This window comes from Serpentinimonas sp. SSL01, assembly GCF_056323735.1.
Map to the genome: position 1 here is coordinate 423031 of NZ_CM150487.1, position 24792 is coordinate 447822.

Consider the following 24792-nt stretch of genomic DNA (forward strand, 5'->3'; position numbering starts at 1 on the left):
TGGGCGGGCCTTCGGGCCAAAAAAGCCGCCTTGAAGCTATGGCAGCAGCTTGGGGTGTCGTATTTGTTTTGATGCTAGCTTGGCTAGGTGTGTAAGATATTCACCATGCAAGAATTGATTCCTCCTCACCCCGCCTGCCGCAAGTGCCAAGACCGTCCGCCGCTGGACTTTGATTTCAGCATGGCTTTTCAGCCCATCGTCGATGTGCGCACGCAGCAGGTCTATGCCTACGAAGCCTTGGTAAGGGCACAAGCTGGCGGCTCGGCGGCCGAGGTGCTGGATCGTGTCAACGACGACAACCGCTACTTTTTTGATCAGACTTGCCGCGTCAAGGCGGTCGAATTGGCTGCTCGCTTGGGGCTAACGGCGCGCCTGAGCATCAATTTTATGCCCAACGCGGTCTATGAGGCCGCCACCTGCATCCGTGCGACGTTGCAAGCGGCACAACAGTGCGGCTTTCCAACCCAGCAACTGGTTTTTGAAATCACCGAAAACGAACGCCTGGTCGATAAAGAGCACCTCAAGCGCATCATCAAAGAGTACAAACGCCAGGGCTTCAAGACCGCCATCGACGACTTTGGTGCCGGCTACTCGGGCCTGAACCTGCTGTCCGAGTTTCAGCCCGACCTGATCAAGCTCGACATGGACCTGACGCGCCACATCGACAGCGACCAAGTGCGCCAAGCGATCGTGCGCGGCATTTTGGGGGTCTGCCAGGCGCTGCAGATCGAGGTCGTGGCCGAAGGCATCGAGACCGTCGCCGAATTCGAGACCCTGCGCGGCATGGGTGTGCCCTACATGCAAGGCTATCTGTTTGCACGCCCGGCCTACGAGAAACTGCCAGCGGTGCATTGGCCAGCGGGCTAGATGGCGCCGCTGGTTCCGCCTGCGTTCGCTGGAAGCCCTAAGTTGCTGGAAACCGGGATTCCTCGGGTCAGGCTGGGCTGGCTTTGGGCGCAGGTGGCGCAATCCGGCTATAGCCATGCAGCAGGTTGACCATTTGGCCGTAGATGCGCGGATTGGCGGCCAGACATTCGCCCCGTTCCAGAAAATCGGATTCGCCGCTGAAGTTGCCCACCAGACCGCCGGCTTCGGTCACCAGCAGCGCGCCGGCGGCCACGTCCCAAGGGCTCAGGCCGGTCTCGAAAAACCCGTCGGCAAAACCAGCGGCCACGTAGGCCAGGTCGAGCGCGGCCGAGCCTGGGCGGCGCACCCCGCGCACCTTGGGCATGACCTCGCCCAGCATCTGCATGAAGTGCGGCAGCGAGTCGCCGGGCCGAAACGGAAAGCCGGTGCTCACCAGGCAGTCGCTCAACTGGGTGCGTTTGGCCACGCGGATGCGGCGCTCGTTGAGGTAGGCGCCGCGGCCGCGGGTGGCGGTGAACAGGTCGTTGCGCGTCGGGTCGTAGATCACGGCCTGCTCGAGCTTGCCGTGCACCTGCAGCGCAATGCTGACGCAATAGACCGGAAAGCCGTGGATGAAGTTGGTGGTGCCATCGAGCGGGTCGATGATCCAGACGAAGGCGCGGTCGCGCCCCTTGCCCTCGCGCCGGCCCGATTCTTCGGCCCACAGGCCGTGGTCGGGGTAGGCCTCGTGCAGCGTGGCGATGATGGCTTGCTCGGCCGCTTGATCGACTTCGGTGACGTAGTCGTTGGTTTGCTTGGCCGATACGCGCACCGCCTCGATGTCGAGCGCGGCGCGGTTGATCAGGTTGCCGGCAGCGCGCGCGGCCTTAATGGCCACGTTGAGCATGGGGTGCAGGTGCGGAGAGGTCATGGTTGTGTAGGAGCGCAGGGTGGGGGCGCGATGGCCGCAGGAAGTAGGCCATTTTAGCGGGCTGGGGCTGGGGGAGGTGGGGCCAGCCTGTGCGGCATGGGGCGGTGCGTCGGTGGGGTAGGGGCTGGGGCGCTGGGGGCAGCCGGCCTCATGCCGTCCGCTGCGCGGCCAAAAATCGGCCAACTGCCCCCAGCGCCCCAGCCCCATGAGATCAACCAGCCGCCTCGGCGATGAACAACGGATGACGCTTGGAGTTTATACAGTCATCGGGGATGCTACATCAAAGCAAAGTGGTCTTTAAAGGCCGCAAAGGGTATCTTGGTGCAGTCCCATGAGCCCATGCCTTGATCATGTGGCAAGTGATCCAAAAGTTTTTGGTTGTTCACAATTGCTAGCTTTGGGGTGGCCGGATCTCGCAGGTTCCACAGGTGGAAGACATGAGCATCGGACTCCATAGCCAACTCCCACTCGTTGCGAGTGAGCACGGCAAAGCCAAATGTCCCTTGAGTTGAGGTCTTCACCTCGATGGTGAGCTGCTTGTGGTCCGTAGCATCGACCACCGAGAGAACATCGTAGCCATCAGCGTTGTTATCGATGGCAATCCACTTCGGGGTTCTGCCAGTTCGCTCTGTCTCAAACTGGATCGTCAGACGTTCGCCGACCCGTCCGATCTGGTTCATCTTATCGTCCCTCTGGCCTCTGGCTCTTGCAGCCAGTGCATCCCAAAAGGCCACTACGGCCTCATCTGTGCCATTGGCAAGCCCAGCCTCTGAGAAGACTTGTGCGATCTGGCTGCCAGCAAACACGAGGACACGACTGCGGCCAAAGCTCGCGTTTTGGATCCAGCTGGGTCGCTCGATGTCGATGTAGTCGAGTAGTGCCTGCCTCAACTGGGCTTCATACCCGGTGATCGAAAAGAGGCGGCTTCCGGTGGGCGAAAGCTCAGCAGTGCCGAGGCTATCCGCTTGCAGCCAGTTGAGTGCTTGGGCCGTTTCTAGGACCTTGGCAGTGGGGATGCTTCCAAGGTAGGCAAACGAGGAATGGATATCCACGAAGGAGAGCTTCTGCCTGCTGACGATGCCCAGAAGATCGAAGCAGCCTTGTGCGAGACCTGGGGAGAACGCAATCATGACTGGGCCTTGTTGATGTCTCGCAGCAGTGCCTCAATGTCTTCCGAGGAGAGGCCGGTGCTGTACTCCTCATAGTCTTCAATGTCGGTCGGATCGAGTGCGATGGGATCAGGCTTCAACGAAGAGTCTTCGAGCGCCTCGGCCATTGCCCCGATCTTCAAGTTCAACCGCATCCGGACGGTTTCATCCACCGAGTCCAAGCACTCCACGATCTCAAGTGTGGTCTTCTGATCGGCTGGCAGCCCGAACCGATGGATGCGATCCTCTGACTGTAGGTAGTGGGCAGCGTTGAAGGTTCGATCTAGGTAGATGGCGTGATGGCATATGCGGTGCAGGCTCACCCCTTCACTGGCTGCAGCAGGGTTTGCCACCATCACCCGCACATTGGGATCATCGTGAAAGAGCTTGATCTTACCTTCACGGGTCTCATCGTCATCTTCTTCCCCGGCATCTACACCCCCGTGGATGTAGACGGCTCCAAGGTCTGCAAGACGCCCAGCGATGTACTCCACGTTCCGAACAAAGGATGACCAAATCAGGACCTTGTGGCCTTCACGTGCAAGCTGACGGGCACGCTTCAAAACATATTTGAGTTTGGGGCCATCCCCTTCTGCGAGCACTGCGGCCAAGAGATCGGGGTGAGCAAACCCAAGCTCAGAGGAGAGGAGAGCTGGGTTCGAGACAAATTGCAGAAGGCGGGCCACCGAGCGGCCAAGGCTCCTGAAAGCCTGCTTGCTTCGGATGTTGAGGGCACTGGCTGCATCGCGAGCCACCTCAAACTTCATGAGCTTGTAGAGTTCACTTTGCATGGGTGCCATCGGAAGCTGAGCCATCACCCGGTCTACAGGTGGCAGCCCTAACTCTGTTTTGTTGGTCCGCACGTAGATGGGCTTCATCATATCCACCACCGTGTCAGCGTTAGCCGGAATCTCGGGGTACAAAAACGCGAACTGAGGAATCAAATCCTCAGTGGACTGAGGCATGGGTGTACCGGACATGATCAGCTTGCCAACGGGCAAGTGAGCTAGCCCCAGTGCCGCACGGGCCGTCTGCTTTCCAACACCGCTTTTGATCCGATGGCTCTCATCTAGAAATACGTGTGTCTTGAACTGGGCCACGTGTGCAGAGATCAGATCGGGCACACGTGCTAGCTGCTGGTAGGTGATGAGCATCCATCGGGGGTCATCTGATATCAGTTTTGCGATCTTTTCTTTGCCACCACGCAAGCGCGTGAACTGAGTTTTCAGATGGGGCATGCAGTCATCCATCTGTTCATCCCATGCGGCAAAGGCGTTCTTCGGGGCGATGACAAGCAAACGCTCATCATCGGTTGCCCGGTAGAAGAAGGTGGCTAGTGCCTCTGTGGTTTTGCCGGCACCTGGCACAGAGAAGGTGGCACCCGCAGGAAGGGCCGCAATTCGGCACACGTTCCGAGCTTGCTTTTCTGTAAGCGTGCGACCGAATCCCAGCAGTTTGAGCTTTGCACGCAGATCCTGCTCATCAACCGAGTGAGTCTGCATCGCAAGATGGTAGCCGTCTGCTGCCCGTCTGGACTGCCTCAGCAGGTTGGTCGCATGATCACTGACACCCAGAGTGCTACCGGGCACTAGGTTGTAGCCCTTACAAATCCCACCGAACCGATTTCTCAGTGCGATGAAATTCCACCAAGGAAGCGAGAGCAGGTGTGCTGCTTCCTGTGTTGCATCGTCTGTGGAATCGATGATCAGCCGCTTGATGACATCAAACCAAGGAGCGGCCTCATCAGAGCCCTCCCAGGTGAGAACGGCTCTGCGATCAACTTCCCGGTAGTCAATGCTTAGCATGCTTCTCTACAAAAGCGCGGATATTGTCCGACTGCGCCTGGATGGCTTCAAGTTGCTTGATGACCCCCTCAGTCTTGGACTCAGGGCGTAGGCCCTCTTTTACGGCAGCAGTTAGAGCGGCTTGGGCCTTGGCACAGCAGTCCAAAAGGTAGCTTGCACTCTTGGCATCCTTTTGAAGCTGCTTTTGGCTCTCTATGACTTCAACGATGATCTTTCGAGCGGCATCAACGTTCTCGGGCTTCTGAATCTCTTGGGATAGGGGTATGTCCCTAGGGTCTTCACCCGCAGCAGTGGGCACACCACCGAATAGATCATCGATACCGCCCGGTGCCTCCTTTGCAGGCTCTACCTTGAAGGCTTCTAGTAGCTTGGTGCGGATCTCATCGATGCTTTCTAGGGCAGCGGGGATGGCCTCATACAAACGGCTTCCCGCTTCCTCGGGTTTGTCGATCAAAATAAAAGCAGCCTCTTTAAAAATCTGCTGCTTGCCGACACTGCAAATCTTTCCACGTGCAGCAACGATTTTCTTGAAGGCAAACTCAGAGTCGGCTACCAAAGACCAGTGGTTGGGTTTGCCACGGGATTTCAAGAACTCTTCGGCATAAGCCCTCATGTCAAAGAGAAGCTGAACCTCCGACTCCTTCATGTCGTAAAGCTCAGCAAGCTCCTTGTTGGAGAAATTGTCTCGCTTTTGTTTGGCGAGCATCATGTTGGCTTGGGCATCCCAACTGTAATCAGCACGGATGTCCTTTGTGATTTGAAGCCGGGCTTCCAGTCGATCGATCTCTTTTTCTTCGCAGTGGGGCAGAACTGCGATATCGATGTGCTGAAAGTGTGCGTACTTGCCCGGGTCTTTGTGCAGCAGATGCCGCCAAGAAGCAAGGCGACGGTTTCCGTTTACAACAAAACCATTTTCATCCAGCAAAATGGGGTTAACCTGCTTGTTGGCTGGGTCATCAAAGAATCCAGCGAGATCAGCCTGTTTCGTGAGATGAATCAGAAGGTTGTGTTGGGCTTCCTGTGCCTCCCAAAGCTCTGGGTCCCCTGAGAAAAGATCAGCACGTTCTTTGGGATTTTTAGCCAGATACTCGGCTTGGAGTGAGGCGGTTCTGCCGTTGACCATTCGATATTTCGGCAGATCAATCGGCACTCGAATGATCGGAATATCGATAGTCTTGCCCTGAAAGACGACACGCTCAGTGGCCCCGCTGGTCTTGGCAAATAGCTTGGTGAACTCCTCAGTCCTTTTGGGTTTGGGCCAGCCAAAACGGGAGCCAGTAGCTGCAGACGGGTTTTGGGTATCGGGCATTCTCACTCCAATGCGTAAACGAGGGTCGGAACGTGGTAGGCTTTTTTGAAAATCTCTAACTCTCGCTCGAGACGTTTTGCTTGGGCGATGTTTTTGCCGATGACCTTGGCCACCTCTTGGGATGGCACCACGATAACGGCAGAGTTGATCGCGTTGTCGAAGTATAGCACTTGGAGCTTGATGATATCAGCGTAGATTCGGGCCACATTTCCCGTCTGCAAGCAAAGCCCAACACTGTCCTTGCTGGAAGTGATGGTCATGTCCGAGTCCTTGGAGACTGGTATCTCACCGGACCAGCCAGACGCTTTGATGCTGGAAAGAAAATGATCTCGAATCTTGGTGGCCGAGCCCTCAGCAGGTTTGATATCGATGGCCGTGATGGCTGCCTCAATATCTTTTTGGTGGCTCTTGGGGACTGACTTATCCCCAGCACAATGAATGTATTTGTAGAACTTCACTCATCCCCCTGTGTTCGGTAGCCCTCTGGTGCACGCGATAGAGTGCTTCTTGTGTGATCAAAAACCGGTTTGTCGTGAGGCCGATATTTCACTGTGCCGTTTAATGTTTCTTGGAGTCGTTTATGCCCAGTCTTTGCATAGGCGGCACTTAGTTCGCATCCGATAAACCTTCTGCCATGCAAAGCAGCGGCTACTCCCGCTGAGGCAACACCCGCAAACGGGTCAAACACTAGATCCCCGGGATTCGTGAGTGAGAGCACCAGTCTTTCAATGAGTCCCACTGGGAACTGGCAGGGGTGTTCAGTTTTCTCCACGTGGTTGCCCTTGACGTTTGGAATGTTCCAAACGTCTTCTGGATTTTTCCCAAGTGGATTCCCGGAAAGCTCACCTTGATTGGGGCCTTTGAAGTGTCTTTTTCCAGGATATTTTGCCGGCACGCGAACAAAATCCAGATTAAAGGTGTACTTATCTTTTTGACTTTGAGTTTTGGTGTACCAAAGAACGACCTCATAGCGACCTGAAAATCTTTTTTGAGTGTGAAGGCCATGCCCAAAATGCCAGATGATTCGGTTTCTGAGCTGCAAGCGGTGCCGTTTAAAAATCGGAGCAAACTCAATGTCCAGAGGCCAGATTTGATTGTCATCAACATAGGTCCCCACCTGCCAGCAAAGTGAGCCACCGGTTTTTAGCCTAGGCACTAGGTTATCGATAATCTTTCCTTGCCATTGAAGATAATCGTCTAGTGCCTGCCGTGTCTCGTACTCTTTGCCGATGTTGTACGGAGGGGAGGAGACGATCAGATCAAACAAAGGCTTTTGCGGCAGAAGTTGCAGCAGCCCTTCGACCTTCCCTTGCCAAAGGGCGTAGTCCTGAGTCAGAAGCTCGGAGGTGTCTTGGCACTTGCTGGCTTTGTAGAGGCGAGCCGTTGAGCCGAGATCCAACTGGTCTAGATCGTTGAGCTTCACTTGGATAGGGCTGAGCATGGTTGTTCTTGTAGTGGTTCAGTGGTTCAGTGGTTCACTTGATGAGCTTGCGCATGGGAGCGGCACATCGTCCCTCCTCCTGTGAACATTCTAGGCCATGCGAGGGGCCCGGCCAAGTCGTACCAGTGCCGTGAATAGCGCTCGCCACGCAACCGCCCCTGCAAACAATACACGTGGGCAGCGGTGGCCTTTTCCCAGAAGGTGCGCTCGGCCGTCAGCACCAGGGGATGGGCAACCGGGAAAGTGACTCCTTCAATGGCGGGCGCAATGTCGCAAGCCACTGGCTGCACGTGGTGCGGCTCGCCCGTGGCGCGGGCACCAAACTCCAGTTGGATCGTGGGCGCTGCATATCCGGTTCCCGTTTTGACTGGCGGATAAGCCAAGATCAGCTTGTCCTTGTCTGGACCTGCCAGCGTCAGGTTCGCGTGCAGCCCCGCTTTACCCAATGCGGCGGCGATGACCGGCTTGACCGTCGCTTCGATCCAGATGGGCAGGCGGCGGCGTACCGCGCTGCTGATCTTTTTTTCTAGGCTGGCGGAGTCTGGAATGGGGTTGCCTTGCTTCAGGAGGTCGGCGGCCAGTTCCCGGATGTCGTAGGTGAGATCGACATCCTCGGAAAACCGATCGATGATGCGATAAACCTTGGACAGCGAGGTGCCGCCCTTGAAAGTGAGCTTGCTGGCCAAGTCGGATTCGTAGATGGCAGACAGCACCCAGACCAGCCAGATGTCTTTTTCGAGCAGGTGCGCAGGCCGCCCAATGCGAGCCGCAGCAAACTCCAGCGCTTCAGCCCGATCTTGCGGACCGAGCGCAAACCAGGTCTCAGCCATGCGCCAAGGCCTCGCTGACCACTTTGGCCATCCAGCTCGGTAACGCGGCCCGCGCGCCGCGCACGGCCTCCCACTCGGACTCGGGCAGTTTGCCGTGCAGTTGCTTGAGCGCTGCCGGTGCGTCCTGTGGCCCCAACCATGACAACGCACGGATCACCTGCCCTGCAGGGCGCTTGCCCAGCAACAGTTGCCAGCGGCTGGCGTGCTTGAGCTCCACGCACCGGCTGCCCAGATGCAGGGTGCGGGATGCGCCTGAGGTGAGAAAAACCTCGCGCGTCGGCACCTGCGTGGTCAGACCGAGCGCATTGGCTTCGGCTGCGCCGTTGGCTACGACCGTTTCACCACAACTGGCCTCGATGGCCTGCACCACGGACTCGGTGGACGGCGGGCGGGCACCAAAGCGACCCCGATGGGGCGCAACATAGGCGCCACGCCTGATGCGCAGCAACTTTCCTTCCTGAGCCAGCCGGGACAAGGCTTTGTCGATGGCCGCCCGCGACCCCAGATGCAGAAACTCCTTGGGCGACAACAGCCCTCCTTCGGGCTTGGCCTGGGCAGCAGACACGATGTATTGGGCAAGATGGCTCAAGGTCACGGCTCCTTTGTCAGAAGTATAAATCTTAATCTGACAAACTACAAGGCGAATCTGACGTGACCAGAGGCAGCGATTAGGCAGCTGCCCGCGTCTTGCGCCCAGCTTTGGCGTTCACGCCTAGGCGCTCGATCACCACGGGCGGACGGTTTGGAAACTGCGCCACCAGCTCCAGCTTGCCGCCCATGCTTTCCACGATTTGCTGCTCTAGCCCGGGCGGCGTGGCCGTGTGGGTGCGTGGGTGCCAAGGTGTGCGCCACACCAGCTGCACAGCAGCGGCGGCTCATGGACAATCCGGGTTCAAACCCTTGCCCGCCCCGACCCCCGCACCCGCCAACCCCCATCGAACCCATGCACAACCAGCCGATCGTCAGCCGTTTCATTTTGATCGAGCCCAGCCACGCTGGCAATGTGGGCGCGGTGGCGCGGGCGCTCAAGGTGATGGGCTTTGCCGATCTGGTGCTGGTGCGGCCGCGCTGGGCCGATGTGTTGCAGCGCCCCGAGGCGCTGGAGCGCGCCAGCGGTGCCGCCGACGTGCTGGCGGCAGCGCGGGTGTGTGCCACGCTCGACGAGGCCTTGGGCGGCATCACGCACCTGTGCGCCACCGCCATGACGGCGCGCGACTTTGGCCCGCCCACTCTGGCCCCGCGCGAGCATTTAGGCGCTTGGGTGCAGGCGCAGCGGGCTGCGCCCGCCGCGGCGCACGGGGTGGCGTTTGTCTTTGGCCCCGAGCGCTATGGCCTGAGCAACGGCGACGTGTACCGCTGCCACGCCAGCCTGCGCATCCCGACCTCTCCCGGCTACGGCTCGCTCAACCTGGCTGCTGCGGTGCAGCTGATCGCCTACGAGTGGCGGCTGGCTTTGGGTGGATTTGAGCCTCACACCAACGACCGCGCCGGCGACCGTGCGCACGATCGCGCCGGACAACATACCGATGATCGCGCCATAGATCACACCGACGACCGCCCCGATCAGCTCCCCGGCGCTCCCGCGCCGACACCGCGCAACGCCGCCGACACCCCCGCCGACACCCCCGCCGACGCCGCCACCGTGGCCGCGGCGCTGGCGCATTGGCAAGAGGCGCTGGTGGCGCTGCAATACCTGGACCCAGCCGCCCCCAAAAAACTGCTGCCGCGCCTGCAGCAGTTGCTCAACCGGGCCCAGCCCACGCTGGCCGAAATCCATATTTTGCGCGGGGTGGCGCGTGCGGTGTTGCGTTTGGCGCAGACCAAGGGTTAGACTGCACGGCTATGTTTGCCCGACTCAAGTCCGACCTCGATTGCATTTTGGAGCGCGACCCGGCGGCGCGTTCGCGCTGGGAGGTGCTGACCTGCTACCCCGGCTTGCATGCGCTGCTGCTGCACCGCATCGCGCACCGGCTGTGGGGCCGGGGCTGGAAATGGCTGGCGCGCTGGCTGGCGCACTGGAGCCGCTGGCTCACCGGCATCGAAATCCACCCCGGCGCGCAGATCGGTGCACGCGTGTTCATCGACCACGGCATGGGGGTAGTGATCGGCGAGACGGCCGAAATCGGCGACGGTTGCACCATCTACCACGGCGTCACGCTGGGCGGGGTGGCGCTGCACAAGGGAGCCAAGCGGCACCCGACGCTGGGGCGCGATGTGGTGATTGGGGCCGGCGCCAAGGTGCTGGGCGGCTTTGTGGTGGGCGACGGCGCGCGCGTGGGCAGCAACGCGGTGCTGACCAAGGCCGTGCCGCCCGGGGCCACGGCGGTGGGCAACCCGGCGCGCATCATCTTGGCCCAAGCCGACGCCCGGCGCGAGGAGCAGGCCGCGAAGCTGGGTTTTTCGGCCTACGGCATCACGCAAAACGACGACCCGCTCAGCCAAGCGCTGCGTGGCCTGGTCGACAGCGCCGCCAGCCAAGAGCACCAGATCGCGCTGCTCTGGCAGGCGCTGGAGCAGTTGTCGGCCCAGCAAGGACTGAACCAGCCGCTGCCGCCCGACGCCGCCCGGCTCGAGCAGTTCGAGGCCCAAAAGCTCAACGATCTGGTGGGCAAGTAGGGGGCTGGCCCGCGAGTAGGGTGCTTACGGGGCCGGTTCCAGCGGGACAGGGCAAAGGGCTGGGCTTACGGGGCAGGCAGCCTACGGAGCCGGATTTTCTAGGTCGGGCTCGCCGGCCGCTGTGCGCTCTTGGGTCTGAAGGCGGCGCAGACGGCGGGGTCGGTCTCGAGGTAGGGGCCGCCGATCAGGTCGATGCAGTAGGGCACGGCGGCGAAGATGCCGGGCAGCAGCACCTGGCCGTTGGGGTCGCGCAGGCCCTCGAGCGTCTCGGCGATGCTCTTGGGCTGCCCCGGCAGGTTGATGATCAGGCAGCGGCCGCGCAGCACGGCTACTTGGCGCGACAAAATGGCCGTGGGCACGAAGCGCAACCCGATCTGGCGCATCTGCTCGCCAAAGCCGGGCAGCTCGCGCTCGGCCACGTCGCGCGTGGCCTCGGGCGTGACATCGCGCGGGGCCGGCCCGGTGCCGCCGGTGGTGAGCACCAACGCGCAGCCGGCCGCGTCGGCCAGCTCGATCAGGGTCTGGCCGATGCGCTCGCGTTCGTCGGGGATCAGGCGCGCTTCGAACTGCAGCGGGTTGCGCAGCGCCCGGCGCAGCCAGTCTTGCAGCGCGGGCAGGCCCTGGTCGGCATAGACCCCGGCGCTGGCGCGGTCGCTCACCGACACCAGCCCGATGCGCACCGGCTCCAGCGCGCTCATGCGGCCTCCAGCGGTTGCGCGGGGGCCGCAGCGGCAGGGTCGGGCGGTGGCTCTAGGCCGGCGCGCACCAGCTGGTAGATTTCGCGGTAGCTTTTGCCCTGGCGTGCGGCTTTGCCGGCGGGTGCAGCGCCCGGCTCGGCGGCGCGCTGCGACTGCGCGTCTTTGCGCGCCTGCCGGATGAGGGTGCGCAGGTGTTGCAAGTCGGTGTCTGGGGCAAGCTGCAGCCACGCGCTGAGCGCCTCGTCGTCGGCCAGCAGGCGCTCACGCCACTGCTCGGCCTGGTGCAGGCGCAGGGTGTCGGCGGCGCTGCCTTGGTGCTGCTCGGCCAGCGCCTGCTCGACCGCTTCCACGGTGGCGGCGTCGAGCCGGCGCATGAGTTTGCCCACGTACTGGATCTGGCGCCGGCGGCCTTCGAAGTCGCTGATGCGCCGCGCCTCGGCGAGGGCGTCGAGCAGAACGCCGGGCAAAGCCAGCCGGTCGAGCAAACCGCTGCGCAAGCCCAGCAGCTGCTCGCCCAGCTGCTGCAGGTGCTCGCTGTGTTTTTTGAGGTCGGTCTTGCTGGTCTCGGTGTCGCCTTTGAGTTCGCGCTTGAGTTCAAGGTCCAGTTCGCTGCCCGCAGCGACGAAGTGGCCTTTGACGAAGTAGCCTTTGGTGGGTTTGCGTGCCATCCGGCTATCATAGCGCCCAGCATGAAAAAATCCCGATCTACTGGGCCCGCCTCCGGCCCAAATAGCACAACTGGCACGAATAGCCCGGCTGGCCCGTATACCCCCGTTGCCCCCGAAGCGGGTTTTCAGTACCACCGGCAGCAGTTCGAGGCCTTGGCCGATCTGGCATTGCAGCACGCCAAGCAGCTCGGTGCCGCCGATGCGGCGGTCGAGGTCTCGGAGGGCGCGGGCCTCAACGTCTCGGTGCGCATGGGCGAGCTGGAAAACGTCGAGCGCAACCGCGACAAGTCGCTCGGCGTCACGGTCTATCTGGGGCAGCGCCGCGGCAACGCCTCCAGTTCCGACTTCAGCCCGCAGGCCATCCGCCAAGCCGTGCAGGCCGCTTACGACATCGCCCGCTACACCGCCGAAGACCCGGCGGCGGCCCTGCCCGACGAGCAGGACGTGGCCCGCGACGCCCCCGAGCTGGAGCTGTTTCATCCTTGGGCCATCGACGCCCAGCAGGCGCAGCAACTGGCGCTGCGCTGCGAGGCGGCGGCGCTGCAAACCAGCAAGCACATCCGCAACAGCGAAGGCGCGGCGGTGTCGGCGCAGCAGTCGCACTTTTACGCCGAGCACATGCGCGGCGGCGAGCGCGGGCGTGCGGGCATTTTCCGCGGCGGCTACGCCAGTTCGCGCCACAGCCTGTCGGTGAGCCCCATCGCCGGCAAGGGCGCGCAGATGCAGCGCGATTACTGGTACAGCTCGATGCGCAGCCCGCACGATCTGGCCAGCCCCGAAGCGGTGGGGCGCTATGCCGCCGAGCGCGCGCTGGCGCGGCTGGCGCCGCGCAAAATCGCCACCACCGAATGCCCGGTGCTGTTTGAGTCGCCGCTGGCGGCTGGGCTGCTGGGGGCCTTCGTGCAGGCCATCAGCGGCGGCGCTCTGTACCGCAAAACCAGTTTTTTGCTCGACAGCCTAGGCCGCCAGGTGTTCCCCGAGCACATCGATTTGCACGAAGACCCGTGGGTGGTGCGCGCCAAAGGCAGCGCCCCGTTCGACAGCGAAGGCGTGCAAACGCAGGCCCGCGAGGTGCTGAGCGGCGGCTGCGTCAAGGGTTATTTTCTGAGCAGCTACTCGGCGCGAAAGCTCGGCATGCGCACCAGCGGCAACGCGGGCGGCTCGCACAACCTCTACCTGCGCAGCCGCCTGACGCAGCCCGAAGACGATCTGCCGGCCATGCTGCGCCGGCTCGGCACCGGCTTGTTCGTCACCGAACTGATGGGGCAGGGCGTGAACTACGTCACCGGCGACTACTCGCGCGGCGCCAGCGGCTTCTGGGTGGAAGGTGGCGCCATCGCCTACCCGGTGCAAGAGATCACCATCGCCGGCAACCTCAAGGACATGTTTCTGGCACTGCAAGCGATCGGGGCCGACGAGTTTGCCTTCGGCTCCAAAAACGTGGGTTCGGTGTTGATCGAGCGCATGAAGGTCGCGGGCACCTGAGGTCCGCCGCCGGCGGCGCGGCGCCGGCGTTGAGCTGGGTCGGTCAAACCGGCAGCGCGGCGGCCACCACCGGCGCGCCCCACAGGCGCGAGATCAGCCCCGAGGCATGGGCGCAGTCGCCGCTGCTCCAAAAGCGCGTGCAGCCTGCGCCTAGTAGGGTCTGGGCCGCAGCCATCGGCGCGGCGCCAGGCGTGGTACCTGGCGCAGCGTTCGACGCAGCACCAGGCAAGCGGCGCAGCAGCTCGCGCGCCACGGCGGCGGCCGGGTCCAGCACCTGCACGCCGGGGCCGGCGTGTTGCTCGATCAGCGGGCGCAAAAAGGGGTAGTGGGTGCAGCCCAGCACCAGCACATCGGCCCCTTGTGCCAGCAGCGGATCGAGGCAGGCGGCCACCGCCGCCCTAGAAGCGGGGCCATCGAGCTCGCCGCGCTCCACCAACTCGACCCAGCCCGGGCAGGCTTGGGCCAGCACCCGCACCGGCCCGGCATGGACCGCGATCAGGCGCGCCAGGCCCGGACTGTGCACGGTGTTGTGGGTGGCGAGCACGCCCACGGTGCCGCTGCGCGTGGCGGCCACGGCGGGCTTGACGGCCGGCTCGATGGCCACCAGCGGCAGCTGCGGGAAGCGCTGGCGCAGCGCCTGGATCGACAGGCCGGTGACGGTGTTGCACGCCACCACCACCGCCTGCACCGGTTGCGCCGCCAAAAATTCGATGATGCGCTCGGCGCGCGCCTGCACCTGCTGCGCCGCCTTGTCGCCGTAGGGGGCATGGCCCGAATCGGCCACGTAGCGCAGCGCCTGCGCCGGCAACAGGGCGCGGATTTCGCGCAACACCGACAAGCCGCCGACGCCGGAGTCGAACACGCCCACGGCGGCACCGGCGCTGCCGTGTGGCAGCTCTGGGGCGGCTGAAGGGTGCGGCGGCAAGGTCGGCATGGGGGGTGAGTGCTGGGCGAATTTTGGGCCAATGTTGGGGTAATTGGGCGCGAATGCGAGGCGAGTGGTGCCGGTGCGGCGGCAGGGAGAACGGTTTGGAGGGCTGGGAGGAGCCCCACCCTGCGGGTTTGCCAAGCAAAGCAGCCCGCCAAAGCAAGCTCTAGCGGGCTGTTGTGCAGGGTCCCGAGCGGGGCGGCCTGATCAGTACATGCGTTTGGGCAGTTGCATCGAGCGCACGCGCTTGTAGTGGCGCTTGACGGCGGCGGCCTTCTTGCGCTTGCGCTCGGCGGTGGGTTTTTCGTAGAACTCGCGTGCGCGCAAGTCGTTGAGGAGGCCCAGTTTTTCGATGGTGCGCTTGAAGCGGCGCAAAGCGACATCAAAAGGTTCGTTGTCTTTAACGCGGATGGTGGTCATTAGCCAAAAGTTTCCAGGATTGCGCCGCGTCGGTTCTAGGGCAAGATCGAGCCCCTAGGCCGCGCTGCAAAAATTTTTCCCCGTCTGGTGGTGGATCAAGGCCGACGGGGGGTTGCCAGCAAAGCTTGGAATTATATGCATCTGCGCCAGGCTTGGGAAGGGCTTGGTGTGTTTTCGGCGCTACAGTGCGTTTGCAGGAGGCAGTTTGGATGTTTGAATCGGCAGAAATCGGGCACCGGGTCGATAAAGAGCGCTGGAAGCAGGAGTCGGCGCGCCTGCGCCAGGCGCTGTTGCAAGCCCAGTACCGGCTGCTGCATGAGGCGCACACGGCGGTGCTGATTTTGGTCAACGGCGTCGATGGCGGTGGCCGCGGCGAGACCGTGAACACGCTCAACGAGTGGATGGATCCGCGCCACATCCGCACCGAAGCTTTTGGCCCGCTCACGCCCGAAGACCGCAAGCACCCCGAGATGTGGCGCTTTTGGCAGGTGTTGCCGCCCAAGGGCCGCATCGGGATTTTTTTCGGCTCCTGGTACACCGACCCGGTGTACTCTTACGCTAGGGGCGGCGAGCCCCACGACCGCTTCGTGCAGCGGCTGGAGCGCATCCGCCAGTTTGAGCGCATGCTGGTTGCCGAAGGGGTGGTGCTGGTCAAGCTGTGGTTTCACTTGTCCAAAAAAACGGCCAGGGAGCGCTTCAAAGCCCTGCAATCCGACCCCAAAACCGCTTGGCGCGTCACGCCCCAAGAAAAAAACAACCTCAGGCACTACGACCGCTTCATCGAGGTGAGCGACGAGGCGCTGCGCAAGACCAGCATCGGTGAGGCCGCGTGGCTGGTGATCGACGGCAGCGACCCAGCCTACCGCACCCTGAGCGCCGCGCAGCACCTGCTGCAGGCGATGCAGACGGCGCTCGCCCGCCCAGTGGCCGCCGGCGAGGCTGCGCCGGCCATCGCAGCCGCTGCCGACCGGGTGTTGCACCAGCCACCCTTTCTGGCGCTCGACGACCGCAGCCTGCTCAAGGCACAAGATTACACGCGCAGCCTCAAGCGCAGCGTTTATGAAGACGAACTCGAACACTGGCAAGGCAAGCTGGCCTTGCTCAGCCGCGACGCGCGCATGCAAAAACGCGCGCTGGCGCTGGTGTTCGAGGGCATGGACGCGGCCGGCAAGGGCAGCACCATCCGGCGCGTCACGCAGGCGCTGGATGCGCGCTTTTACCGCGTGGTGCCGGTTGCGGCCCCGAACGAAAACGAACGCGCCCAGCCCTACCTGTGGCGCTTTTGGCGCTACATCCCGGCGCTCGGGCGCGCGGTGATCTTTGACCGCTCGTGGTATGGCCGGGTGCTGGTCGAGCGCGTCGAAGGCTTGTGCGCTCCGGCTGACTGGCTGCGCGCCTACGGCGAGATCAACGAGTACGAAGAGGAGCTGAGCGACGCCGGGGTGGTGATCGTCAAGTTCTGGCTCGCCATCACGCCCGAGGAACAGCTGCGCCGTTTTCGCGAGCGCGAGCAAACGCTGTACAAAAACTTCAAGATCACGCCAGACGACTGGCGCAACCGCGAAAAATGGCCGCAGTACGAGCGCGCCGTGGAGGAGATGATCGACCGCACCTCGACCCAAGTCGCGCCGTGGCACATCGTGGCCAGCGACAACAAACACTGGAGCCGCATCGAGGTTTTGCGCCACCTGTGCCAGCGGCTGGAGGCGGCACTGGAGCGAGTGGCGTGATGGTCTACGCGCAGGACTGGTCTGCGCTCACAGCCACTCAAGCCGGCGCTTGCTGCCCGCCGCTGCAGCGCCGGTGGCCGGCGAGGTCGAGCCGGTGCGTCACGCTCTGGTAGCCGTGCGTGCGCAGCAGGGCGGCCACGGCGTCGGCCTGATCCCAGCCGTGTTCGAGCAACAGCCAGCCACCGGGCTGCAGGTGGGCGCGGGCGCTGGCGATGATTTCACGCAGGTCGTCTAGGCCATCGGGCCCGGCCACCAGCGCCTGCTGCGGCTCGTGGCGCAAGGCGGGCAGGTGCGGGTCGGCGGCGCGGATGTAGGGCGGGTTGGACACGATCAGCCCCAGCGCGGCTGGGGGCGTGTGCGGCTCGTCTAGAGGGGGCAGGGCGCTACCTGGGTCTGCTTGGGCTGGCGGGGAGCCAGCCGCTTTCGGCCAGCCGCGCAGCCAGTGGCCGTGGCGCAAGCGCAGCGGCAGGCGCAGCCGCGCGGCGTTGGCGCGCGCCACCTCTAGGGCATCGAGGCTGGCGTCGAGCGCCCACACTTGGGCCAGCGGCCGCTGCTGTTGCAGCGCCAGCGCGATGGCGCCGCTGCCGGTGCCCAGATCGAGCACCGGCACGGCCTGCCCCAGGGGCAGCAGCTCGAGCGCCCAGTCAACCAGGGTTTCGGTGTCGGGGCGCGGGTCGAGCACCCGCGCGTCGATCTGCAGCGCCAGGCCGTAAAACTCGCGTTGGCCGCTCAGGTAGGCCAGCGGCTCGCCGCTCAGGCGGCGCGCGCACAGGGCGTGGTAAAGCTGGGCAGAGGCGGCGGGCAAGGGCGCATCGCCATGCGCCAGCAGCCAGGCGCGCTCGTGCGGTTGGCGCCCGAGCGCGTGCAGCAGCAGCAGCTGGGCTTCGAGCCGCGGCAGCCCGGCTCGCTGCGCGCTGTGGCAAGCGGCCTCGGCGCTGGTCGATTCGGTGCGGGCCATTTCGGTGCTGGCCGCGGGCAGGCCGGTCACGCCAGCGCCCCGCGCTCGCTCTGGGCGGCGCGCTGCTCCAGTTCGCCCAGCAGCTCGGCGCCGCGCGCCAGCCGCAGCGCCTGCAGCACTTCGTCTAGGTCGCCCTCTAGGATTTGCCCCAGTTTGTAGAGCGTGAGGTTGATGCGGTGGTCGCTCAGGCGCCCCTGCGGGTAGTTGTAGGTGCGGATGCGGTCGCTGCGGTCGCCGCTGCCGATCAGGCCCTTGCGCTCGGCGGCTTCGCGGCTGGCGCGTTCGCTGCGCTCTTTTTCCTGCAGGCGCGCTTGCAGCACCTGCAGCGCCTTGGCCTTGTTGCTGTGCTGGCTGCGCCCGTCCTGGCATTCGGCCACCAGGCCGGTGGGCAGGTGCACCACGCGCACGGCGGAGTCGGTTTTGTTGATGTGCTGGCCGCCGGCGCCGCTGGCGCGAAAGGTGTCGATGCGCAGCTCGGCCGGGTTGAGCGTGATGGCCTGCGTCGGGTCGGGCTCGGGCAGCACCGCCACGGTGCAGGCGCTGGTGTGGATGCGCCCTTGCGCCTCGGTGGCGGGTACGCGCTGCACCCGGTGCCCGCCAGATTCAAAGCGCAGCATGCCGTAGGCGCCGCGCCCCTCGAGGCGCAACACCAGCTCTTTGTAGCCCCCCAGCTCGGCCGGGGTTTCGCTCAGGGTTTCGACGCGCCAGCCCTGGCGCTCGGCAAAGCGGGTGTACATGCGCGCCAGGTCGCCGGCAAAGAGCGCGGCCTCGTCGCCGCCGGTGCCGGCGCGGATTTCGAGGAAGGCGTTGCGCGTGTCGTCCGGGTCGCGCGGCAGCAGCAGGGTTTGCAGCTCGGCCTCGAGCTGCGCCAGTTCGGCTTGCAGCTGCGCCGCTTCGAGCTGTGCCAACTCGGCCAGTTCGGGGTCGGGGTCCAGGCTCAGGCTGTGCGCATGGTGCAGCGCGGCTTCGCGCTCGAGATAGCGCAGATAGGGCTGCACCACGGCGTCGGCCTCGGCGTGCTCGCGGCTGATCTGGCGAAAGCGCTCGCGGTCGGCCACGGCGTCGGGCGCGCCCAGCAGGGCGTCGAGTTCGTGCAGGCGCAGCCGCTGGCGCTCCAGCGTGTGGCGGATGAAGGGCTTCACAGACGGTTCACAAGCGCCCGGGCCCGCGCAGGAACAGGCGCGAGACCGCTTCAGCGGTGGCGGCGCGGGTGTGTTCGTCGCCGGCGTGCAGCTCGGCCAGCGGGCCGTGCAGCATTTTTTGCGTCAGGCCGCGCGCCAGCGCTTGCAGCACGGCCTCGGTGTCCTCGCCGCGCGCCAGCCGCTTGCGCGCCCGCTCCAGTTCGAGCGCGCGCCAGTCTTCGGCCTGCGCGTGCAGCTGGCCGATCAGCCCGACCACGCCCTGGGCCGGGTCGCGCTGCTGCAGCCAGTGCATGAAACCCTGCACGCCAGAGTCGATGATCGCTTCGGCCTGCGCCACCGCCGCCTGGCGCTGGCTTTTGCCGTTTTGCACCACGTGCGCGAGGTCATCGACGGTGTAGAGGTACACGTCGTCGAGCCCCTTGACTTCGGCCTCGATGTCGCGCGGCACGGCCAGATCGACCATGAACATGGGCCGGTGGCGGCGCTGCTTGAGCGCGCGCTCGACCGCCCCGAGCCCGATCAGCGGCAGGGTGGATGCGGTGCAGCTGATCACGGCGTCGAACTCGTGCAGCCGGTTGGGCAAATCGGACAGCCGCAGCGTTTCGGCCCCGAAGCGGCTGGCGAGCTTTTCGCCGCGCTCCAGCGTGCGGTTGGCGATGGCCATTGAGAGCGGCTGCTTGGCGGCAAAGTGGGTGGCGGCGAGTTCGATCATCTCGCCGGCGCCGATGAACAGCACCCGGATCTGGTGCAAATCTTCGAACAGCTGGCCCGCCAGGCGCACCGCAGCGGCGGTCATGCTGATGGAATGCGCGCCGATGGCGGTGCTGCTGCGCACCTGCTTGGCCACGGCAAAGGAGCGCTGGAACAACTGGTGCAACGTGCGGCCGAGGGCGCCGGCCTGTTCGGCGGCGCGTACCGCGTCTTTCATCTGGCCCAAGATTTGCGGCTCGCCCAGCACCATCGAGTCGAGCCCGCTGGCGACGCGAAAGGCGTGCCGCGCCGCGGCGTCGTCGTGCAGCACGTAGGCGTGGTGCAGCAACTGCTGCGGGCTCACGCCGCCGGTGTCGGCCAGCCAGTGCAGGGTGGGTTCGAGCGCGGCCTGCTCGGCGGCGCAGTAGATTTCGGTGCGGTTGCAGGTCGAGAGCAGCGCCGCCTCGGGCCGCTGCGCCAAGCCGGCGCGAAAGCGCTGCAGGGTGGGGGGAAGCTGGTCGAGCGCGAACGCGAACCGACCGCGCACGTCGAGCGGCGCGGTTTGATGGTTGATTCCTAGCGCCCAAACTGCCATAAGGGCCGGATTATAAAATCGAAGCGGATTTGCCCCTAGTTTGTTGCCCCTACAGCAGGCCTGCGTGGCCGCACCACCCCCATGAGCTTCTTCGACGGCCTGCTGCACCTGTTCCATTTCTTCCTGCCGGCCTTCGGGATGGCGGCGCTGCTGGCGCCGGCGCTGGTCTGGGGCCAAGGAGCGGGCAGCCGGCGCGGGTCGCGCTTCAAAAGTCTGCTGCTGGGCTGGCTTGCTTTGTCGGCGCTGGGTGCGCTGGTGCTGCTGGCCGGGCTGTGGTGGCACGGGCGCGACGGCCGCATGGCCACCTACGCGGCGCTGGTGGTGGCGCTAGGCTCGGCAGTGGCCTACTGGCGCTCGCGCTGACTTCAAGGTTGGCAGGGGCGGCAACGGCGGCATGGGGATCACCGCATACCCTTGCGCGGCGCAGGCACAGCGCCGCTGCGCTGGCCGGTGCAGGGAGGCGCTGCGTTAACATCGGCAACCCAGCCTGACGCTTTGGCCCTTATGAACGCCTCGATCCCGATGCAGCAGTTGCTCGCCGCCGCCGACGTGCAGCCGCGGCTGCGCGAAATCCCCTACAACTACACCTCATTTTCCGACCGCGAGATCGTCATCCGGCTGCTCGGCGCGCGCGCTTGGGAGGTGCTCAACCAGCTGCGCCAGGAGCGCCACACCGGCCGCTCGGCGCGCATGCTCTACGAGGTGCTTGGCGACATCTGGGTGGTGCAGCGCAACCCCTACCTGCAAGACGACCTGCTCGACAACCCCAAACGCCGCAGCGCGCTGGTGCAGGCGCTCGAGCACCGTTTGTGCGAGATCGAAAAACGCCGCCGCCCGCTCGAAGACGGCGCGCGCGACGCGCTGGTGGGCGAGCTGCTGGCGGCCGCGCAGCAGGCGGTGCGCGAGTTTGAGCGCCGCTTTGTAGAAGTGGCCACCCTGCGCCAGCGCGTGGCCAAGGCGCTGCGCCGCCACACCGCGCGCGACAACGTCAAGTTCGACGCCCTGAGCCGCGTCAGCCACGTCACCGACGCCACCGACTGGCGCGTCGAATACCCCTTGGTGGTGCTCACGCCCGACAGCGAGGCCGAAACCGCCGCCTTGGTGCGCGCCTGCTTCCAGCTCGGGTTGACATTGATTCCGCGTGGCGGCGGCACCGGCTACACCGGCGGCGCGGTGCCGCTGTGCTGGAACAGCGCCGTCATCAACACCGAAAAACTCGAAACCCTGAGCGCCGTCGAAATGACTGCACTGCCCGGCGTGGCGCAGCCCGTGCCCACGATCTGGAGTGAGGCCGGGGTGGTGACGCAGCGCGTGGCCGACGCCGCCGAGCGCGCCGGTTTCGTGTTCGCCGTCGATCCCACCAGCGCCGAGGCCTCGTGCGTGGGCGGCAACATTGCCATGAACGCCGGCGGCAAAAAAGCCGTGCTCTGGGGCACCGCGCTCGACAACCTGGCCAGCTGGCGCATGGTCACGCCCGATGCCGAATGGCTGCAAGTCACGCGCCTGAACCACAACCTGGGCAAGATCCACGACGCCGAAATCGCCAGCTTCGAGCTGCAATACTTTGGCCCCGACGGCAAAACGCTGCTGCGCACCGAGCGCCTCGACATCCCCGGCGGCACCTTCCGCAAGGCCGGGCTGGGCAAAGACGTGACCGACAAGTTCCTTGCCGGCCTGCCCGGGGTGCAAAAAGAGGGTTGCGACGGCCTCATCACCAGCGCGCGCTGGGTGTTGCACCGCATGCCGGCGCACACCCGCACCGTGTGCCTCGAGTTTTTTGGCAACCCCAAAGACGCGGTGCCCAGCATCGTCGAAATCAAAGACTACCTCGACCGCCTGCAACGCAACGGCAGCGCGCAGCCGGTGCTGCTGGCCGGGCTCGAGCACCTAGACGACCGCTACCTCAAGGCGGTGGGCTACAGCACCAAGAGCAAGCGCGGCGGCCTGCCCAAGATGGTGCTGATCGGCGACGTGGTGGGCGACGACCCAGACGCCGTGGCGCACGCCACCAGTGAGGTGGTGCGGCTGGCCAATGGCCGCGCCGGCGAAGGCTTTGTCGCCGTGAGCCCCGAGGCACGCAAAAAGTTTTGGGCCGACCGCAAGAAAACCGCCGCTATCAGCCGCCACACCAACGCCTTCAAGGTCAACGAAGACGTGGTCATCCCGCTGGCGCGCATGGGGGAATACACGCTCGGTATCGAGCGCATCAACATCGAGCTGAGCCTGCGCAACAAGATTGAGCTGGCCGATGCGCTGCTGGCTTTCTTTGAGCGCGCCTCGCTGCCGCTGGGGCCGGTGGAAGACGCCGTCGACCGCCCCGGGCCGCAAGCGCAGCTCGAGCGGGCGCAGCAGGCGCGGGCGCTGATCGAGCGCGTGCGCGCGCAGTGGCAGGGGTGGCTCGACAGCCTCGACGGCTTCGCCGCCGCCCCCAGCCCGAATGCCTTGGATACCCTCGATGCCCTCAATGCCCTAGACGGCGTAGATGGCTCGAACGGCGCGCCCGCCGAGCGCAACAGCTTCGAGCCCTTGCAAGAGCAGCGCTGGCGCGCCAGCTGGAAGACGCAGATCCGCGCCCCGCTGCGCGCCCTGTTCACCGGCAGCGTCTGGGCGCCGGTGCTGGCCGAATGCGAGGCCATCCACCAGCGCGTGCTCAAGGGCCGGGTCTGGGCGGCGCTGCACATGCACGCCGGCGACGGCAACGTGCACACCAACATCCCCGTCAACAGCGACGACTACGCCATGCTGCACACCGCACACGAAGCGGTGGCGCGCATCATGGCGCTGGCGCGCAGCCTGGGCGGCGTGATCAGCGGCGAGCACGGCATCGGCATCACCAAGCTCGAATACCTGACTGAGGCCGAACTGGCCCCCTTTGCCGACTACAAGCAGCGCATCGACCCCGAAGGCCGCTTCAACCGCGGCAAGCTGCTGCGCCACAGCCCCTTGTTCGAGCAGGCCGAGCAGCGCCGCGCCGACCTGAGCCAAGCCTACACCCCGAGCTTTGGCCTGATGGGCTACGAGTCGCTGATCATGCAGCAAAGCGACATCGGCGCGATTGCCGATTCGGTCAAAAACTGCCTGCGCTGCGGCAAATGCAAGCCGGTGTGCGCGACCCACGTGCCGCGCGCCAACCTGCTCTACAGCCCGCGCAACAAGATTTTGGCCACCAGTCTGCTGATCGAAGCCTTTTTGTACGAGGAGCAGACCCGGCGCGGCATCAGCCTGCGGCACTGGGAAGAGTTCGAAGACGTGGCCGACCACTGCACCGTGTGCCACAAGTGCCTGTCGCCCTGTCCGGTGAACATCGACTTTGGCGACGTCACCATGAACATGCGCAACCTGCTGCGCAAAATGGGCAAAAAGAGCTTCAGGCCGGGCAACGCCGCCGCCATGTTCATGCTCAACGCCACCCGGCCCGAGACCATCAAGCTCGCACGCAGCCTGATGGTGGGGGTGGGCTTCAAGCTGCAGCGCTGGGCGCACGGGCTGCTCAAAGGGTTGGCGAGAAAGCAGACCAACGCCCCACCCGCCACCCTAGGGATGGCCCCGATCAAAGAGCAGGTGATCCACTTCGTCAACAAAAAGCTGCCCGGTGGCCTGCCCAAAAAAACCGCGCGCGCCCTGCTCGACATCGAAGACCGGGCCTACGTGCCCATCATCCGCGACCCGCGCGCCACCAGCAGCGACACCGAGGCCGTGTTTTACTTCCCCGGCTGCGGCTCCGAGCGCCTGTTCAGCCAAGTCGGGCTGGCGACCCAAGCCATGCTCTGGCACGCCGGCGTGCAGACCGTGCTGCCGCCGGGCTACCTGTGCTGTGGCTACCCGCAGCGCGGCTCGGGCCAGTTCGACAAAGCCGAGCAGATCATCACCGACAACCGGGTGCTGTTCCACCGTGTCGCCAATACGCTCAACTACCTCGACCTCAAAACCGTGGTGGTGAGCTGCGGCACCTGCTACGACCAGTTGCAGGGCTACCAGTTTGAGCAAATCTTCCCCGGCTGTCGCATCATCGACATCCACGAATACCTGCTCGAAAAAGGCATCACCCTGCCCAAGACCGACGGCAGCTACCTGTTTCACGACCCCTGCCACAGCCCGATGAAGCTGCAAGAGCCGCTGCAAACCGTGAAGGCGCTGCTCGGGCCCAAAGTGCTCAAAACCGAGCGCTGCTGCGGCGAGTCGGGCACGCTGGGCGTGACCCGGCCCGACATTTCGACCCAGGTGCGCTTTCGCAAAGAGCAAGAGCTCAAGCAAAACGCCGCCGATCTGGCCGCGCTGGCGGGCAACGGGGCCGGCCCGCGCCCCAGCAAGACCAAGGTGCTCACCAGCTGCCCCAGCTGCCTGCAAGGCCTGAGCCGCTACGGCGACGACCTAGGCGGCAACGGCCTGCTCGAGGCCGACTACATCGTGGTCGAGATGGCGCAGCAGATCCTAGGCCCCAACTGGCTGCCCGAGTACGTGGCGCGCGCCAACGCTGGGGGCATCGAACGGGTGCTGGTGTGAGCGGTGCCGCTGCGCCTCCTGCCCAAGCGGTGGCTTCGGCCCCGGCCGA

At 64.5% G+C, this 24792-nt stretch carries 22 protein-coding genes; 7 read left to right on the forward strand and 15 right to left on the reverse strand.

Annotation, left to right across the window (positions count from 1 at the left end; all coding sequences use genetic code 11):
• Window positions 1-105: 105 nt before the first annotated feature.
• Window positions 106-867 carry an EAL domain-containing protein gene (locus ACVMK0_RS01965; protein ID WP_476464117.1) on the forward strand — a complete coding sequence of 254 codons (762 nt, stop codon included), beginning with the start codon at window positions 106-108 and terminating at the stop codon, window positions 865-867.
• Window positions 868-934: 67 nt separating this feature from the next.
• On the opposite strand, the gene ACVMK0_RS01970 is transcribed toward ACVMK0_RS01965, so the two are convergent.
• The 8 genes from ACVMK0_RS01970 to ACVMK0_RS02005 form a co-directional block, all read right to left on the reverse strand.
• Window positions 935-1777 carry an inositol monophosphatase family protein gene (locus ACVMK0_RS01970; protein ID WP_476464118.1) on the reverse strand — a complete coding sequence of 281 codons (843 nt, stop codon included), beginning with the start codon at window positions 1775-1777 and terminating at the stop codon, window positions 935-937.
• A gap of 275 nt (window positions 1778-2052) precedes the next feature.
• The gene (locus ACVMK0_RS01975) at window positions 2053-2907 is read right to left on the reverse strand and encodes a protein NO VEIN domain-containing protein (RefSeq protein WP_476464119.1); all 855 of its coding nucleotides are present in this window, start codon (window positions 2905-2907) and stop codon (window positions 2053-2055) included.
• The gene (locus ACVMK0_RS01980) at window positions 2904-4730 is read right to left on the reverse strand and encodes a DEAD/DEAH box helicase (RefSeq protein WP_476464120.1); all 1827 of its coding nucleotides are present in this window, start codon (window positions 4728-4730) and stop codon (window positions 2904-2906) included. Before ACVMK0_RS01980 ends, ACVMK0_RS01975 begins: the two co-directional genes overlap by 4 nt.
• The gene (locus tag ACVMK0_RS01985) at window positions 4717-6039 is read right to left on the reverse strand and encodes a hypothetical protein (RefSeq protein WP_476464121.1); all 1323 of its coding nucleotides are present in this window, start codon (window positions 6037-6039) and stop codon (window positions 4717-4719) included. Before ACVMK0_RS01985 ends, ACVMK0_RS01980 begins: the two co-directional genes overlap by 14 nt.
• A gap of 2 nt (window positions 6040-6041) precedes the next feature.
• Window positions 6042-6497 carry a BglII/BstYI family type II restriction endonuclease gene (locus ACVMK0_RS01990; protein ID WP_476464122.1) on the reverse strand — a complete coding sequence of 152 codons (456 nt, stop codon included), beginning with the start codon at window positions 6495-6497 and terminating at the stop codon, window positions 6042-6044.
• Window positions 6494-7480, reverse strand: a complete 987-nt coding sequence (locus tag ACVMK0_RS01995) for a DNA-methyltransferase (RefSeq protein WP_476464123.1) — start codon at window positions 7478-7480, stop codon at window positions 6494-6496. Before ACVMK0_RS01995 ends, ACVMK0_RS01990 begins: the two co-directional genes overlap by 4 nt.
• A gap of 26 nt (window positions 7481-7506) precedes the next feature.
• The gene (locus ACVMK0_RS02000; protein WP_476464124.1) at window positions 7507-8310 is read right to left on the reverse strand and encodes a nucleotidyl transferase AbiEii/AbiGii toxin family protein; all 804 of its coding nucleotides are present in this window, start codon (window positions 8308-8310) and stop codon (window positions 7507-7509) included.
• Entirely contained in the window at window positions 8303-8899 is a 597-nt protein-coding gene (locus ACVMK0_RS02005; protein ID WP_476464125.1) for a DUF6088 family protein, read from the reverse strand. Before ACVMK0_RS02005 ends, ACVMK0_RS02000 begins: the two co-directional genes overlap by 8 nt.
• 354 nt (window positions 8900-9253) lie before the next feature.
• Between ACVMK0_RS02005 and ACVMK0_RS02010 the strand changes: the two genes are divergently transcribed.
• Both ACVMK0_RS02010 and cysE read left to right on the forward strand, forming a co-directional pair.
• Window positions 9254-10141: an RNA methyltransferase gene (locus ACVMK0_RS02010; protein ID WP_476464126.1), complete on the forward strand. Its 888-nt coding sequence runs from the start codon at window positions 9254-9256 to the stop codon at window positions 10139-10141.
• Between the two features lie 11 nt (window positions 10142-10152).
• Complete coding sequence (cysE, locus tag ACVMK0_RS02015) at window positions 10153-10926, forward strand: serine O-acetyltransferase (RefSeq protein WP_045534603.1); 774 nt, start codon at window positions 10153-10155, stop codon at window positions 10924-10926.
• Window positions 10927-11024: 98 nt separating this feature from the next.
• Here cysE and mog read toward each other — a convergent pair whose 3' ends face one another.
• Window positions 11025-11624 carry a molybdopterin adenylyltransferase gene (gene mog, locus ACVMK0_RS02020; protein WP_476464127.1) on the reverse strand — a complete coding sequence of 200 codons (600 nt, stop codon included), beginning with the start codon at window positions 11622-11624 and terminating at the stop codon, window positions 11025-11027.
• The gene (gene yjgA / locus ACVMK0_RS02025) at window positions 11621-12292 is read right to left on the reverse strand and encodes a ribosome biogenesis factor YjgA (RefSeq protein WP_476464128.1); all 672 of its coding nucleotides are present in this window, start codon (window positions 12290-12292) and stop codon (window positions 11621-11623) included. The genes mog and yjgA overlap by 4 nt, the downstream gene beginning before the upstream one ends.
• Window positions 12293-12313: 21 nt before the next feature.
• Between yjgA and pmbA the strand changes: the two genes are divergently transcribed.
• Window positions 12314-13777, forward strand: coding sequence for a metalloprotease PmbA (pmbA, locus tag ACVMK0_RS02030; protein ID WP_476464129.1), 1464 nt, complete (start codon window positions 12314-12316; stop codon window positions 13775-13777).
• Window positions 13778-13820: 43 nt separating this feature from the next.
• On the opposite strand, the gene murI is transcribed toward pmbA, so the two are convergent.
• Window positions 13821-14711, reverse strand: a complete 891-nt coding sequence (gene murI / locus ACVMK0_RS02035) for a glutamate racemase (protein WP_476464130.1) — start codon at window positions 14709-14711, stop codon at window positions 13821-13823.
• Between the two features lie 201 nt (window positions 14712-14912).
• Window positions 14913-15125, reverse strand: coding sequence for a 30S ribosomal protein S21 (rpsU, locus tag ACVMK0_RS02040; protein ID WP_029463041.1), 213 nt, complete (start codon window positions 15123-15125; stop codon window positions 14913-14915).
• Window positions 15126-15334: 209 nt separating this feature from the next.
• Between rpsU and pap the strand changes: the two genes are divergently transcribed.
• Window positions 15335-16855 carry a polyphosphate:AMP phosphotransferase gene (pap, locus tag ACVMK0_RS02045; RefSeq protein WP_476464131.1) on the forward strand — a complete coding sequence of 507 codons (1521 nt, stop codon included), beginning with the start codon at window positions 15335-15337 and terminating at the stop codon, window positions 16853-16855.
• A 37-nt stretch (window positions 16856-16892) separates the two neighbouring features.
• On the opposite strand, the gene prmC is transcribed toward pap, so the two are convergent.
• Genes prmC through hemA form a run of 3 tightly spaced genes read right to left on the reverse strand, consistent with a single transcriptional unit; the run spans window position 16893 to window position 20240 of the window.
• Entirely contained in the window at window positions 16893-17813 is a 921-nt protein-coding gene (gene prmC / locus ACVMK0_RS02050; RefSeq protein WP_476464631.1) for a peptide chain release factor N(5)-glutamine methyltransferase, read from the reverse strand.
• Window positions 17814-17839: 26 nt separating this feature from the next.
• Window positions 17840-18955 (reverse strand): peptide chain release factor 1, encoded by a 1116-nt coding sequence (prfA, locus tag ACVMK0_RS02055; protein WP_476464132.1) that lies wholly within the window; start codon window positions 18953-18955, stop codon window positions 17840-17842.
• A 7-nt stretch (window positions 18956-18962) separates the two neighbouring features.
• Window positions 18963-20240, reverse strand: coding sequence for a glutamyl-tRNA reductase (hemA, locus tag ACVMK0_RS02060; protein WP_476464133.1), 1278 nt, complete (start codon window positions 20238-20240; stop codon window positions 18963-18965).
• A gap of 81 nt (window positions 20241-20321) precedes the next feature.
• Here hemA and ACVMK0_RS02065 point away from each other — a divergent pair, with 81 nt between their 5' ends.
• Together ACVMK0_RS02065 and ACVMK0_RS02070 are read left to right on the forward strand one after the other, a co-directional pair.
• Window positions 20322-20603, forward strand: a complete 282-nt coding sequence (locus ACVMK0_RS02065; protein ID WP_476464134.1) for a hypothetical protein — start codon at window positions 20322-20324, stop codon at window positions 20601-20603.
• A 141-nt stretch (window positions 20604-20744) separates the two neighbouring features.
• The gene (locus ACVMK0_RS02070; RefSeq protein ID WP_476464135.1) at window positions 20745-24743 is read left to right on the forward strand and encodes a DUF3683 domain-containing protein; all 3999 of its coding nucleotides are present in this window, start codon (window positions 20745-20747) and stop codon (window positions 24741-24743) included.
• Window positions 24744-24792 lie beyond the last annotated feature (49 nt).

Coding starts and splice junctions, on each gene's coding strand:
- mog (WP_476464127.1), bottom strand. CDS start 11,624: ATGAGCGCGCTGGAGCCGGTGCGCATCGGGCTGGTGTCGGTGAGCGAC.
- ACVMK0_RS01985 (WP_476464121.1), bottom strand. CDS start 6,039: ATGCCCGATACCCAAAACCCGTCTGCAGCTACTGGCTCCCGTTTTGGC.
- hemA (WP_476464133.1), bottom strand. CDS start 20,240: ATGGCAGTTTGGGCGCTAGGAATCAACCATCAAACCGCGCCGCTCGAC.
- yjgA (WP_476464128.1), bottom strand. CDS start 12,292: ATGGCACGCAAACCCACCAAAGGCTACTTCGTCAAAGGCCACTTCGTC.
- ACVMK0_RS01965 (WP_476464117.1), top strand. CDS start 106: ATGCAAGAATTGATTCCTCCTCACCCCGCCTGCCGCAAGTGCCAAGAC.
- murI (WP_476464130.1), bottom strand. CDS start 14,711: ATGCCGACCTTGCCGCCGCACCCTTCAGCCGCCCCAGAGCTGCCACAC.
- ACVMK0_RS02065 (WP_476464134.1), top strand. CDS start 20,322: ATGAGCTTCTTCGACGGCCTGCTGCACCTGTTCCATTTCTTCCTGCCG.
- pmbA (WP_476464129.1), top strand. CDS start 12,314: ATGAAAAAATCCCGATCTACTGGGCCCGCCTCCGGCCCAAATAGCACA.
- ACVMK0_RS02070 (WP_476464135.1), top strand. CDS start 20,745: ATGAACGCCTCGATCCCGATGCAGCAGTTGCTCGCCGCCGCCGACGTG.
- prmC (WP_476464631.1), bottom strand. CDS start 17,813: ATGGCCCGCACCGAATCGACCAGCGCCGAGGCCGCTTGCCACAGCGCG.
- ACVMK0_RS01980 (WP_476464120.1), bottom strand. CDS start 4,730: ATGCTAAGCATTGACTACCGGGAAGTTGATCGCAGAGCCGTTCTCACC.
- pap (WP_476464131.1), top strand. CDS start 15,335: ATGTTTGAATCGGCAGAAATCGGGCACCGGGTCGATAAAGAGCGCTGG.
- ACVMK0_RS01975 (WP_476464119.1), bottom strand. CDS start 2,907: ATGATTGCGTTCTCCCCAGGTCTCGCACAAGGCTGCTTCGATCTTCTG.
- cysE (WP_045534603.1), top strand. CDS start 10,153: ATGTTTGCCCGACTCAAGTCCGACCTCGATTGCATTTTGGAGCGCGAC.
- ACVMK0_RS02010 (WP_476464126.1), top strand. CDS start 9,254: ATGCACAACCAGCCGATCGTCAGCCGTTTCATTTTGATCGAGCCCAGC.
- rpsU (WP_029463041.1), bottom strand. CDS start 15,125: ATGACCACCATCCGCGTTAAAGACAACGAACCTTTTGATGTCGCTTTG.
- ACVMK0_RS01995 (WP_476464123.1), bottom strand. CDS start 7,480: ATGCTCAGCCCTATCCAAGTGAAGCTCAACGATCTAGACCAGTTGGAT.
- ACVMK0_RS01970 (WP_476464118.1), bottom strand. CDS start 1,777: ATGACCTCTCCGCACCTGCACCCCATGCTCAACGTGGCCATTAAGGCC.
- ACVMK0_RS02000 (WP_476464124.1), bottom strand. CDS start 8,310: ATGGCTGAGACCTGGTTTGCGCTCGGTCCGCAAGATCGGGCTGAAGCG.